Source organism: Pseudomonas sp. H2_A10, assembly GCF_054680085.1.
In genome coordinates this window covers 3,052,478-3,065,112 of record NZ_CP162821.1, presented here as the reverse complement: position 1 = coordinate 3,065,112, position 12,635 = coordinate 3,052,478, and the positions used below count along the sequence as shown (strand labels likewise).

Sequence of the window (12,635 nt, the reverse complement as noted above, 5' to 3'; positions counted from 1 at the left end):
TCTTGGGCGCAGGGGCGATTGTCACAATTGACCGCAGTATCGAGATCGCTAGTTCCTTAGTAGCGGGTATCCACCCGTTGCATCTGCGCGCGCTCGTAGCGCGGGTACAGGTGGCTGACGCTGCGGATCAGTTCATAGCGGCCCAGGCTGATCGCGGCGAACCGCTCGGGGATGGGGCTGCGGATCATCTCGGCCATGTCGCTGCCCTGGGCGGCGCCGTCGCGCAGCAGTTGATCGAGCCAGGTGAGGTAGTCGCGCATCTGCGCGAAGGGCTGCGCATCGCTGGCCACCGGGCCATGGCCGGGCACGATCAGGCTCCAGGGCAAGGCTTGCAGGGTGTCGAGGTCGGCCAGCCACACCGCCAGCCCAGGGCTGTTGGGGGTGGTAAGGGCGCGCTGATAAAACACCAGGTCACCGGCAAACAGCACGCCGGTACTCTGGTCGAGAATCGCCAGGTCAGCGCCGGTGTGCCCGGTGAGTGCCAGCAGGCGCAGGTCGTGGCCGTCCACGCTGAGCACACCGGGCTCCAGCACCTGGGTGGGCAACACCACTTCGGTGCCGCGCATCCAGTCGCCGACCATGCGGTAGAGGTTCTGCGCCATGCTGTCGCCCTGCTCGTGCAGTAACTGCGTGGTGTCGGCCAGCGCGCCGATGGGGACGTCCTTGAACGCCTGGTTGCCCAGCGCATGGTCGGGGTGATGATGGGTAATCAGCACCCGGACCACCGGTTTGGCGGTGACCTTGGCAATGGCCTGGCGCAGGGCTTCGCCGTAGCGCCGCGACGGGCCAGTGTCGATCACCACCACGCCGGCCTCGGTGACGATGAACGCCGTGTTGACGATATTGCCGCCATTGGCCTTGGCAAAGTTGTCGGTGCTGCCTTCGAGCAGCCAGGTGTCGTCGGCGATCAGTCGGGGTTTGAGGGCGTAGTCGAGGTCTGCCAGGGCGGGCAGGCTCAGGCCCAGGCACAACAAGAGAATCCAGCGCATGCCGCGCTCCTTCTGGTCAGGGGATGGCCGCGTCGAATTCGTTGCCGCTGTTGTCACGCAGCACCAGGCGGGTGGGCCCTGGCGCGTCGATATCGAACGCCAGGTTGGGGTTTTCGCTGACCGCCGGGAACAGCTCCAGTTCGGCCAGCACCTGATCATCCCGGCCACGCAATTGCGCATGGTTGAGAAAAAATTCCGGGATGCCGCTGACCATGCCGTTGTCCATCGGGTGCGCCACCTGCACGCGCACCCGGCTGAATTCGCCACGTGGGTAACGCCCGCCGAGCACCTCGCCGATATGCTCCTCCCACCCCGGTTGGCTACGCACCACGCTGGGTGCGGTGCAGCCACCACCGGCGGCGTCGATCAGGGTCGAGCCGACGTGCCACAGCCCGTCTGTGGTGAGTACCGCCGCGCGCAACGGCGTGGCCTGTTCGATGCGAATACGGATCGACAGCCACGGCAACACCCCGGCCTTGGGTTCAAACTCGACAATCTTCGGCAGCGGGTTCAGCTCGGCCCAGGCCAGGATCTTCACCACCTCGCCGTTGAACGCACGGGCGTCGATTTCCAGCGGCACCTGGCGCGCATCCTCGGCGAACGGCGGCGCCAGCAGCTTGACCCGCTCGTCGAACACAAACGGCGCATCCGCCAGGAACTGCTTGTGGTAGAAGGCCCACATCACCGACGGCACCGGGTCGACCTCCACGGCGTGCGCCGCCAACGGCAGCCAGCAGGCCAATATGCAGCTCAGTCGCCAGTTCATCGCCTGCTCCTATTGGTACATGTCGGGCACTTCGTACTGCAGGCCGTAGTGGCTATAGATGCGCTGCACCGAGCCATCGCGGATCAGCGCTTCCAGCGCCTCTTCCACGGCATAGGCCAACTGGCGATTGCTCTCGTGCACCGCCATGCCGATCTCCCAGCGCTGCTTGCCCATGTTGGGGTAAGCGTTTTGCGCCAGGGCCAGTTGCGGGTCGTGGGCCTCGTGCACCTGCCAGTCGATTTCACCGCGCATGGCCATCACCGCGTCGACCTCGCCGGCCTTCATCGCCGCGAACGCCTGGGGCACGCCGGGGTAGTGACGGGTCTTGCCGGCGAGCATGCCGTTGAATACCGAGGTGAGGTAGAACGACGGCACGCTGTCGACTTCGACGCCAATCGGGTGCTGCTCGAACACCGCCACACTGGCGACCTTGTCCAGGCGTCGGCGGTCATACGCCACCTGCCATTGTTCGTTCTGGTAGGGCCCGAACATCACCACGTGGCCGTTTTCCAACTCGCCCTGGTCGTTGCGCTTTTGTGCGTAGGCAGGGTCGTAGGGCGCGCGCATCATCAGGTCGGCCAGTTGCTGGTGGTGCAACGGGCTGCCGCGCCAGATGTAGTCGCGCAGGTCGTCGTCGAGTTTCTCGCCGGTCGGCGCCCAGATCAGCGTCAGTTGCACACCGAGGGCCTTGGCCAGGGCCTGGGCCAGCTCCACGTCGACACCCCGTGGGGAGCTGCCCTCCTGGAAGCTGTAGGGGGCGAAGTCCTTGTACACCGCCACCTTGATCTCACCGTCGGCGATCATCTGGTCATAGCCGCGCACCTGCGCCTGTGCCGTCTGGCAACACAGCAGGGCCAGGCCAAGCACATACGCGAACAGGCGCATGGGTTACTCCTCGACGTGCACGGAGTCCAGGTAGGTACGCACCGCCCACAAGGCCTCCTGGCTCAGGTAATCGGCCATTTTCGGCATATACACCCGACCGTCGCGCACCGCGCCGTGGCGCACGCGCTCCACAAACCACTCATCACCGGCCTCGCCCGCATCCAGCATGCGCAAGTCGGGGGCGATACCACCGGACTTGGCTTCCAGGCCGTGGCAGGCAGCGCAGTTCTGGTTATAGGCGGACGAACCGATTTCCACCGCTTTGTCATGTTCCGGCGAGGTGCGATACGGGTTTACCGCCGCCCAGCCGTCGGCGTCCACCGGCACACCGGCGTCTTTGATCGAGGTCAGGCCCTTGGTTTCCACCGCTTGCGGAACCACGTTGCCATGCGCCCAGGCGGAGCCGGCACCGATCACACCCACCAACAGGCCAGCCACGAGCCAGGCATTGTGTTTTGTTGTCATTATTTTGCCCTCAGAATTGCACGCAAAACCTCATTACAGAGGCTATGGCAACCATCTTAGAAAGCCCTGGGCATGGGCCGTATGCTGCTTTGGTGGTCGGCCTCTCCTCCCTTGGTAGTAGGGCTTGAGGGGCACGCCTAAAACAGCGGCGGTCCGGGAAGTCTTCCCGGCCACAGCGGGACTTTTTCCGTATCCGCCCAATGCCCCGGCGCTCCACCCTGTGCAGGCCAAAACCTCCACTGGGAACTGCAACCATGACAATAAGATCGCTACCCGCCCGTTCACCGTTGAGCCTTGCCGTGCAGGCCTTGCTGCTGGTCGGCAGCCTGTCGTTGAGTGCCACCGGCTTTGCCGCCGCCGAGCCTGCCCCTTCTACCCAAAAACCGACGCGCAACGTCACCTGGGAAGACATCGCCAACGACCACCTGACCACCCAGGACGTGCTGCAATACGGCATGGGCACCAACGCCCAGCGCTGGAGCCCGCTGGCGCAGGTCAACGACAAGAACGTGTTCAAGCTCACCCCGGCCTGGTCCTATTCGTTCGGCGATGAGAAGCAGCGCGGCCAGGAGTCCCAGGCCATCGTCAACGACGGCGTGGTCTACGTCACCGGGTCCTATTCCCGCGTATTTGCCCTCGACGCCAAGACCGGCAAGCGCCTGTGGACGTACAACCACCGCCTGCCCGACAACATTCGCCCGTGCTGTGACGTGGTCAACCGCGGTGCGGCGATTTTCGGCGACAAGATCTACTTCGGCACCCTCGACGCGCGCCTGATCGCCCTCGACAAAAACACCGGCAAAGTGGTGTGGAACAAAAAATTCGGCGACCACGCCGCCGGCTACACCATGACCGGCGCCCCGGTGCTGATCAAAGACAAAGTCAGCGGCAAAGTACTGCTGATCCACGGCAGCTCCGGCGATGAATTCGGCGTGGTCGGCCAGCTGTATGCGCGCGACCCGGACACCGGCGAAGAAGTCTGGATGCGCCCGTTCGTGGAGGGCCACATGGGTCGCCTGAACGGCAAGGACAGCACGCCCACCGGCGACGTGAAAGCACCGTCGTGGCCGAACGACCCGACCACCGAAACCGGCAAGGTCGAAGCCTGGAGCCACGGGGGCGGCGCACCTTGGCAGAGCGCGAGTTTCGATGCCGAGACCAATACCATCATCGTCGGCGCCGGCAACCCCGGCCCGTGGAACACCTGGGCGCGGACGGCCAAGGACGGCAACCCCCACGACTTCGACAGCCTCTACACCTCCGGCCAGGTCGGCGTCGACCCCAGCACCGGTGAAGTGAAGTGGTTCTACCAGCACACCCCCAACGACGCGTGGGATTTCTCCGGCAACAACGAGCTGGTGCTGTTCGACTACAAGGGCAAGGACGGCAAAGTGGTCAAGGCCACCGGCCACGCCGACCGCAACGGTTTCTTCTACGTGGTCGATCGCAACAACGGCAAGCTGCAGAACGCCTTCCCGTTCGTGGACAACATCACCTGGGCCAGCCACATCGACCTGAAGACCGGCCGCCCGGTCGAGAACGAAGGCCAGCGCCCGGCCAAGCCATTGCCCGGCGAAACCAAAGGCAAACCGGTGGAAGTCTCGCCGCCGTTCCTGGGGGGCAAGAACTGGAACCCCATGGCCTACAGCCAGGACACCGGGCTGTTCTACATCCCGGGCAACCAGTGGAAAGAGGAATATTGGACCGAAGAGGTCAACTACAAGAAGGGCTCGGCGTACCTGGGCATGGGGTTTCGCATCAAGCGCATGTATGACGACCACGTCGGCACCCTGCGGGCGATGAACCCCACCACCGGCAAGGTGGTGTGGGAGCACAAGGAACACCTGCCATTGTGGGCCGGCGTGCTGGCGACCAAGGGCAACCTGGTGTTCACCGGCACCGGCGACGGTTTCTTCAAGGCCTTCGACGCCAAAACCGGCAAGGAGCTGTGGAAGTTCCAGACCGGCAGCGGCATCGTCTCGCCGCCGATCACCTGGGAGCAGGATGGCGAGCAGTACATCGGCGTGACTGTCGGTTATGGCGGCGCGGTGCCGTTGTGGGGCGGCGACATGGCTGAGCTGACCAAGCCGGTGGCACAGGGTGGGTCGTTCTGGGTGTTCAAGATCCCGAGTTGGGATAACAAGACCGCCCAGAAATAACCCATCAGCCAATGCCGGGCCGCGCTTTTTTGTGGTGAACGGGCTTGCCCCGCTCACCCCACAAGCTCGCTCGCTACAGGATCCCCAGAGGTCTCGTGATGAACTACATACCCTTGTTACTCCTGCTCGCCCTGCCCCTGGCCCACGCCGATGATGGCGACGACGCCCCGCTGATCATCAACGGCTGCACCATCGCCGAACACAGCCAATGCCCCGGCGCCAACCTGCAGGGTGCCAACCTGCGCAACCAGAACCTCGGCAACATGAACCTGGCCGGCGCCGACCTGCGCGGTGCGGACCTGCGCCACGCCACGCTCGACCTGGCCAACCTGGAAAAAGCCCAACTGCAAGGCGCCAACCTCACCCGCGCCAGCCTGCAACAAAGCAACCTGCGCCTGGCCGACTTTACCGGCGCCACGCTGATGGCGATCCAGGGTTGGGGCCTGTTTGCCCAGGGCGCGCAGTTTGAAAACGCCAACCTCAGCGCGGCCTACCTGCAATTCGCACGGCTGTCGGGAGCGAAGATGCACAAGGCCAACCTGCGTGCGGCGGATCTGGAAATGACCTGGTTGAGCAAGGCGGACCTGCAAGGGGCAGACCTGCGTGACGCGAACTTGCAGGAAGCCAAGTTTGGCGAGAGCAACCTGGAAAAAGCGACACTCACCGGCAGTCGCCAGCACTACGCGAACTTCCAGGACGCCAACCTGGAGGGCTGCACGGACTGCCCCACCACCTGGGACCGTTAGCACACCGCCATTCAAATGTGAGAGGGGGCTTGCTCCCGATAGCCGTACATCAGTTGCAGATACGTCAACTGACCCACCGCTATCGGGAGCAAGCCCCCTCCCACAGTTTTATCTCCATCGATCAAATAGAGCTCAGCCAGCCTCAGCTCTGGCTTTTGCTTTTGCTGTTGCCCGAGCTTTTGATCTCAGGCTCCCGTCAAACACGCTGGCCCGCTTATCCAGCCACCCGCACCACCCCCATGTCGATTCCCAAATGCACCAGTTCAGCATGGGAACTGACCTGCAATTTGCTCTTGAGCAGGGTCAGGTGGTTGGACACGGTCTTGCTGCTGATATTGAGCCGGTCGGCTATCGCACGGGTGGGGGTGCCCTTGGCCAGCATCAGGAAGATTTCCAGCTCGCGTGGGGTCATGCCCTGCAGGCGTTGATCGCTGGGGGTATAGGCCAGTTCGGTGGCCAGGGCCTGTTCGATGTAGGCGTGGCCGTCGAGGATGCGCCGCACCGCTTCGATCAACACTTCGGGCGCCGAGCTTTTGGTCAGGTAGCCCCAGGCCCCGGCCTCCAGGGCCTGGCGCACCAGTGGCAATTCGTCGTGCATGCTGAAAAACAGCACGCGCAGCTGCGGCAGGCGCTGGCGCAGGCGGCGGGTGGTTTCCAGGCCGCTGATGCCCGGCAGGCCGAAGTCCATGATCACTAGGTGCGGCACCGCTTCCTGCACCCGGCTCAACGCTTCTTCGCCACTGGCGGCCTCGCGTACCTCGACCGCCGGCAGCACGGCGCGCAACAGGCTGGCGTAACCCTGGCGCACCACGGCGTGGTCATCCACCAACAGAATATTCATCCGGCCTCCAATGGCATGTTCAACGCCAGCGCCCAACCGGCGCCGGGGTGGCTGAGGATCTTCAGTTCGCCGCCCAGGCAGCGCGCGCGTTCGGCCATCGAATGCAGGCCCACGCCGGGCCGCTGGGGGGTGTCTGCGCCGCGTCCGTTATCGCGCACCCACAGGCGCAGGCGTGAACCGCGATGCTGCAGGCGCACGCGCACCTGGCTGGCGTCGGCATGCCGCAGGATGTTGGTCAGGGCTTCCTGGAGAAGGCGATACAGGTGGGTCTTGCTGGCGCCGGATAGCGCCGGCAGATCGGCACTGACCTGCAACCGGCACGGGATGCCATGGCTGGCCTGCCACTGCGTCACCAGCATGGCGAACGCCTCAGCCATCGGCAGATGTTGCAGGGCCACCGGGTACAGGTCGTGAACCAGCGCGCGAAAACCTTGCTGCAAATGCTCGCAATGCGCCTCCAGCAACCCCACGGTGCGCGTGAGCATTTGCGGCTGATCGGCCACCAGGCGCAACAGGCACGCCTGGGCGCGGATACCGGCCAGGTATTGGCCAAGGTCGTCGTGCAGGGTCTGGGCCAGGTGGGTGCGTTCCTGCTCCTGCACCGCCAGCAAGGTTTGGGTGAGTTGGGTGTTGTCGGTGCGGGCCTGTTCCAGGGCGTGGGTCATGCGATTGAAGTGCAGCGCCAATTGCCGCGCTTCCGGCGCGCCTTCGCTGCGCAGGCGCACATTGAGCCGGCCGGCACACACCTGTTGCAGGGCGCGCAGCAGCTCATCGAGCACGCCCATGCCACGGCGCACCGCCCAGCGGATGGTCAACAGGCTCAGCGCCAGCGCCAGGGCGCACAGGCCCAACAGTTGTTGCAGGGAGTCCCAGACTTCGTCGATTTCATCCCGTGGGTCTACCGCGATGGACACGCGTCGACCGTCCGGTAAGTCCAGCACTTGGGCCGTGCGCCGTGCCTCGACGAACAACAGGCGCCCGAGCCAGGCATCCGGGCCCTGCGCCGTGGGCGCCTGCGCGGTCTCGCCAGGCTTGAGCCAGTGCACGCGCACATGGCGCAGGCTGGCGGTGAGCCTGGGTTGCAGGCTGGCGGGGTCGCGTTCGGCGGTCTCGCTCAGGTAGTGCACCACCGCTTCGGCCGATTGCAGCTCGCGTTCCACATCCGCCAGGGCCTGGTGCAGCAACAACGCAGTGCAGGCACAGGTGACCAGCACGAAGAAGCCGCACACCCACAGGTTGATCCGCCACAAGGCCGACAAGACGCGCATGCTGGTGTCACTCCTGTGAATAGGCCCGTGGTGCTCCATGCTAAAACCGCGCAACGCGCGGGGGGCTACTACCTTGGTACTGGCTCGGCGGTACTTTCTGCATATTTGCAGCGACCGTAAGCCTTCCTATGCTGGCGCTACCTGTCATGGAGTGCCTTATGCGCCAGCTCGCCCCTTATGCCGTGGTCTGCCTGATGGCGATCGCCTGGGCCACCACCGGCCAGGCTGCCCAGACGCCGTTGCAGGTGCAGCTCGGCTACCTGGGCTATCGACCTGACCCTGGGCCGCTGCTGTCGAATGTGATTACCGAACCCGCCGATGCCGGGCAACGCGGCGCCGAACTGGCGATCATCGACAGCAACAGCACCGGCGCCTTTCTCAATCAACGCTACAGCCTGGCCAGCGCCACGGTGGACACGGCCGAGGCGCTGCTTGCCGCCGCCAAGGTGCAACATGACCAGGGCCTGCGCCTGTTCGTGGTGAACGCGCCCACCGCCAGCCTGCGTCAACTCAGCGCCGCCCTGCCCGACAGCCTGTTGTTCAACGCCGGCAGCCCCGATGACAGCCTGCGCAGCACCGACTGCCTGGGCAACGTGCTGCATACCCTGCCCAGCCGCGCGATGCTCGCCGACGCGCTGGCGCAGTTTTTGGTGCTGCGCAAATGGCAAAAGGCGCTGCTGATCGTCGGCCCCACCGAAGACGACCAGGCCTACGCCGCCGCCCTGCGCCGCGCCGCCAAGCGTTTTGGCGTGCAACTGGTGGCGGAAAAAGCCTGGCGTTTCGATAACGACCAACGCCGCAGCGCCCAGGCGGATATGCCGCTGTTCACCCAGACCGCCGAATACGAGGTGGTGCTGGTGGCCGATGAGCGCGGCGACTTCGGCGAGTACGTCCCCTATCAAACCTGGTACCCCCGCCCCGTCGCCGGTACGCAGGGCCTCACGCCGACCGGCTGGCACAAAACCGTCGAGACCTACGGCGCGGCCCAATTGCAAAAACGCTTTGAGGCCCTGACCGGGCGCTGGATGAACGACCGCGACTTCGCCGCCTGGATGGCCGTGCGCAGCGTTGCCAGTGCGGTGAGCCGGTTACGCCAGGCCGACCCCATGGCGATCCGCCAACTGGCGATCAGCGAACAGCTGCCGCTGGACGGTTTCAAGGGTCGCAAGCTCAGCTATCGCCCCTGGAACGGCCAGTTGCGCCAGCCGATTCCTATCGTGCAACCGCGCGCCCTGGTGAGCACCTCACCCCAGGACGGCTTCCTGCACCCCACCAATGAAATGGACAGCCTGGGCTATGACAAGCCCGAGGTGACGTGCCGCTATCCCTGATCGCCACCCCACAATAATAAGGAATCCGCCATGCGCCGCACCCTGCTCTCATGCGCCCTGCTGCTTGCCGCCGGGCACGCCGTGGCCAGTACCGCCTGGGTCTCCAATGAAAAAGACAACAGCCTGAGCCTGATCGACCTGCAGACCCTGCAAGTCACCGACACGCTCAAGGTCGGCCAGCGCCCGCGGGGCCTGCTGCTGTCCCATGACAACAAGCTGCTGTACATCTGCGCCAGCGACTCGGACCGGGTGCAGGTGATGGACGTGGCCACGCGCAAGATCATCAAGGAGCTGCCCTCCGGCAAAGACCCCGAGCAGTTCGCCCTGCACCCCAATAACCGCTGGTTGTATGTGTCCAACGAAGACGATGCGCTGGTCACGGTGATCGACACCGAGACGTCCAAGGTGCTCGGCCAGATCAACGTCGGCGTCGAGCCCGAGGGCATGGCGGTGAGCCCGGACGGCAAATGGGCGGTGAACACCAGCGAAACCACGAACATGCTGCACTGGATCGACACCAGCACCCAGACCCTGGCCGACAGCACCCTGGTGGATCAGCGCCCACGGTTTGTCGAATTCAACAGCGATGGCTCGCAGCTGTGGGCCTCGGCGGAAATCGGCGGCACCGTGACCATTCTCGACGTGGCCAGCCGCGCGGTTCTCAAGACCCTGACGTTCAAGATCAAGGGCGTCCACCCGGACAAGGTGCAACCGGTGGGCATCAAACTCAGCGCCGACGGCAAATACGGCTTTGTCGCCCTCGGCCCGGCCAACCATGTGGCGGTGATCGACGCCAAGACTTTCGAGATCCTCGACTACCTGCTGGTGGGCCGCCGCGTTTGGCAGATGGCGTTTACCCCGGACCAGAAACAACTGCTGGCCACCAACGGCGTGAGCGGTGATGTGTCGGTGATCGATGTGGACAGCCTCAAGGTGATCAAGTCGGTAAAAGTCGGGCGCTACCCCTGGGGCGTGGTGGTAACGCCATGAGCGCCCTGGAGGTCAGCGCGCTGAGTTTCGCCTATGGCTCGCGCCAGGCCTTGAACGAGGTGGGTTTCAGCCTCGCAGCCGGGCAATTTGCGGCGTTGCTGGGCGCCAATGGCGCCGGCAAATCGACCTTGATCGCCCTGCTGACCCGGCTGTATGACCTGCAGTCGGGCGACATTCGCGTGAGCGGGCATTCCCTGCGCGAGGCACCGCGCGCCGCCCTCACCCAGTTGGGCGTGGTGTTCCAGCAAAGCACCCTGGACCTGGACTTGAGCGTGGAGCAGAACCTGCGTTACCACGCCGCGCTGCATGGTTTGTCGCGACGCCAGGCCAACACGCGGGTCGAAGCCGAACTGGCGCGCCAGGCCCTCACTGAGCGACGCCGCGAAAAGGTTCGCGAACTCAACGGCGGGCACCGGCGCCGTGTGGAAATTGCCCGCGCGTTGCTGCACGCGCCGCGCGTGCTGCTGCTCGACGAAGCAAGCGTCGGCCTCGACCCCGCCAGCCGCCTGGCCCTGAACCGGCACGTGCGCAGCCTGTGCGCCGAACACGGCATCAGCGTGCTGTGGACCACCCACTTGCTGGATGAGGTGCAGGCCAGCGACGCACTGATGGTTCTGCATCAGGGCCGCTTGGTGGCCAGCGGGCAAGTCGATGTGCTCACTCAACAACAGGGCGATGACCTGGGCAGCCTGTTCGCCCGGCTGACGCGCCCCGCCATTGCGGGGGCCACGGCATGAACGCTTATTGGCAGTGCCTGCGCGGCATCGTGCTGCGCGAATGGCTGCGCTTTGTGTTGCAGCGCACGCGGTTTCTCAGCGCGCTGGTGCGCCCGCTGTTGTGGCTGGTGGTGTTTGCCGCCGGGTTCCGCGCGGCCCTGGGCATCTCGGTGATCGAGCCCTACGACACCTACATCCCCTATGAGGTCTACATCATCCCCGGCCTGGCCTGCATGATCCTGCTGTTCAACGGCATGCAGGGCTCGCTGTCGATGGTCTACGACCGCGAGATGGGCAGCATGCGCGTGCTGTTGACCAGCCCGCTGCCGCGCACGTTTTTGCTGTGCAGCAAACTATTGGCCACTGCGTTGATCTCGCTGTTGCAGGTGTATGCGTTCCTCGCCATTGCCTGGGTTTACGGCGTGCGCCCGCCGGCCATGGGGCTGTTGATCGCCCTGCCCGCGTTGCTGCTGGTGGCGTTGATGCTCAGCGCCCTGGGCTTGTTGCTGTCGAATGCGATTCGCCAATTGGAGAACTTTGCCGGCGTGATGAACTTCGTGATCTTCCCGCTGTTTTTCCTGTCGTCGGCGCTGTACCCGCTGTGGAAGATGCGCGACTCCAGCGAAGGGTTGTACTGGTTGTGCGCGATCAACCCGTTTACCCACGCCGTGGAACTGGTGCGCTTTGCCCTGTATGAGCGCTTCGCCGGGCTGGCGATGGCGGTGTGCGTGGGGCTGACAGCGTTGTTCGCATTGTTGGCGGTGCTGACCTTCAACCCCCAGCACGCGGCACTGCGCAAAAAAGGCTGAGGGCGGCAAAACTACTACTTTAGTACTGGTTTTGCTGTCTATCGTCGCATTCCCAAGGCAGCGCGACTCACGTGTAATGGCGACATAACGATAAGGATTGACCCGCCATGCTGCCTGCCCGACTGCCTCTGTTGGCGTTACTGTGCCTGCTCTGTGTCAACGCCCAGGCCGACTCCCCGCTGTTTTCCGCCGACGGCTATCGCATCAGCCTGTACCGCAGCCCCACGCCCGATCAACTGCCGGGGGCGGCCGTTGTCGACACCCCGGCCCTGCAAACCCTGCTCGAGCAAACGCCGGCGCCGGTGCTGATTGACGTGTATCGCCGCCCATGGCTGCAAGGTCGCTTCATCGAAGACCAGCCCCACGCCAACCTGCCCGGCAGCCACTGGCTGGCCAACACCGGCGACGGCGACCTCACGCCCGAGTGGCAGGGGTACTTCGTGCGCCACCTGTATAAGTTCACCGACGGCGACCTCGCACGCCCGCTGGTGTTCTATTGCCGCGCCGATTGCTGGCTGAGTTGGAACGCGGTAAAACGTGCCGCCAACCTGGGCTATACCTCTGTGTATTGGTATCGCGACGGGTTGGATGCCTGGGAAGCGGCACAACTGCCAGTGACGGCTGCGACACCCGAACCCTTTCAATAAAAAACCACAACAAGAAGGTGAAC

Annotated in this window: 13 protein-coding genes; 7 read left to right on the top strand and 6 right to left on the bottom strand. The window is 64.5% G+C overall.

The features are described 5' to 3' along the window. Positions 1–56: 56 nt before the first annotated feature. From AB4O23_RS14305 to pedF, 4 genes are read right to left on the bottom strand one after another with little or no spacing between them, the layout of a single operon-like run. Complete coding sequence (locus AB4O23_RS14305) at positions 57–989, bottom strand: quinoprotein relay system zinc metallohydrolase 1 (protein WP_065877535.1); 933 nt, start codon at positions 987–989, stop codon at positions 57–59. A 16-nt stretch (positions 990–1,005) separates the two neighbouring features. After that, positions 1,006–1,755: a quinoprotein dehydrogenase-associated SoxYZ-like carrier gene (locus AB4O23_RS14300; protein WP_460063681.1), complete on the bottom strand. Its 750-nt coding sequence runs from the start codon at positions 1,753–1,755 to the stop codon at positions 1,006–1,008. Between the two features lie 9 nt (positions 1,756–1,764). Then, positions 1,765–2,640, bottom strand: a complete 876-nt coding sequence (locus AB4O23_RS14295) for a substrate-binding periplasmic protein (RefSeq protein WP_460150175.1) — start codon at positions 2,638–2,640, stop codon at positions 1,765–1,767. 3 nt (positions 2,641–2,643) lie between these two features. Beyond that, positions 2,644–3,105 (bottom strand): cytochrome c-550 PedF, encoded by a 462-nt coding sequence (gene pedF, locus AB4O23_RS14290; protein WP_017527055.1) that lies wholly within the window; start codon positions 3,103–3,105, stop codon positions 2,644–2,646. Positions 3,106–3,359: 254 nt separating this feature from the next. On the opposite strand from pedF, the gene exaA reads away from it, so the two are divergent. Both exaA and AB4O23_RS14280 read left to right on the top strand, forming a co-directional pair. Then, on the top strand, positions 3,360–5,264 hold the full coding sequence (gene exaA, locus AB4O23_RS14285; protein ID WP_083221592.1) for a quinoprotein ethanol dehydrogenase: 1,905 nt from the start codon (positions 3,360–3,362) through the stop codon (positions 5,262–5,264). 98 nt (positions 5,265–5,362) lie between these two features. Further along, positions 5,363–6,010 (top strand): pentapeptide repeat-containing protein, encoded by a 648-nt coding sequence (locus tag AB4O23_RS14280; RefSeq protein ID WP_065877542.1) that lies wholly within the window; start codon positions 5,363–5,365, stop codon positions 6,008–6,010. Positions 6,011–6,224: 214 nt separating this feature from the next. On the opposite strand, the gene AB4O23_RS14275 is transcribed toward AB4O23_RS14280, so the two are convergent. Together AB4O23_RS14275 and AB4O23_RS14270 are read right to left on the bottom strand one after the other, a co-directional pair. Further along, complete coding sequence (locus AB4O23_RS14275) at positions 6,225–6,851, bottom strand: response regulator transcription factor (RefSeq protein WP_017527052.1); 627 nt, start codon at positions 6,849–6,851, stop codon at positions 6,225–6,227. Then, positions 6,848–8,110 (bottom strand): sensor histidine kinase, encoded by a 1,263-nt coding sequence (locus AB4O23_RS14270; RefSeq protein ID WP_065877771.1) that lies wholly within the window; start codon positions 8,108–8,110, stop codon positions 6,848–6,850. Before AB4O23_RS14270 ends, AB4O23_RS14275 begins: the two co-directional genes overlap by 4 nt. 167 nt (positions 8,111–8,277) lie before the next feature. On the opposite strand from AB4O23_RS14270, the gene AB4O23_RS14265 reads away from it, so the two are divergent. From AB4O23_RS14265 to AB4O23_RS14245, 5 genes are all read left to right on the top strand, one after another. Beyond that, positions 8,278–9,450 carry an ABC transporter substrate-binding protein gene (locus AB4O23_RS14265; protein ID WP_017527050.1) on the top strand — a complete coding sequence of 391 codons (1,173 nt, stop codon included), beginning with the start codon at positions 8,278–8,280 and terminating at the stop codon, positions 9,448–9,450. Between the two features lie 30 nt (positions 9,451–9,480). Further along, positions 9,481–10,440 (top strand): YVTN family beta-propeller repeat protein, encoded by a 960-nt coding sequence (locus AB4O23_RS14260; RefSeq protein WP_017527049.1) that lies wholly within the window; start codon positions 9,481–9,483, stop codon positions 10,438–10,440. Next, positions 10,437–11,177, top strand: a complete 741-nt coding sequence (locus tag AB4O23_RS14255) for an ABC transporter ATP-binding protein (protein ID WP_065877544.1) — start codon at positions 10,437–10,439, stop codon at positions 11,175–11,177. Before AB4O23_RS14260 ends, AB4O23_RS14255 begins: the two co-directional genes overlap by 4 nt. After that, the gene (locus AB4O23_RS14250) at positions 11,174–11,965 is read left to right on the top strand and encodes an ABC transporter permease (protein ID WP_065877546.1); all 792 of its coding nucleotides are present in this window, start codon (positions 11,174–11,176) and stop codon (positions 11,963–11,965) included. Before AB4O23_RS14255 ends, AB4O23_RS14250 begins: the two co-directional genes overlap by 4 nt. A 107-nt stretch (positions 11,966–12,072) precedes the next feature. Then, positions 12,073–12,612, top strand: a complete 540-nt coding sequence (locus AB4O23_RS14245) for a PQQ-dependent catabolism-associated CXXCW motif protein (protein WP_068937420.1) — start codon at positions 12,073–12,075, stop codon at positions 12,610–12,612. The last annotated feature ends 23 nt before the right edge of the window (positions 12,613–12,635 follow it).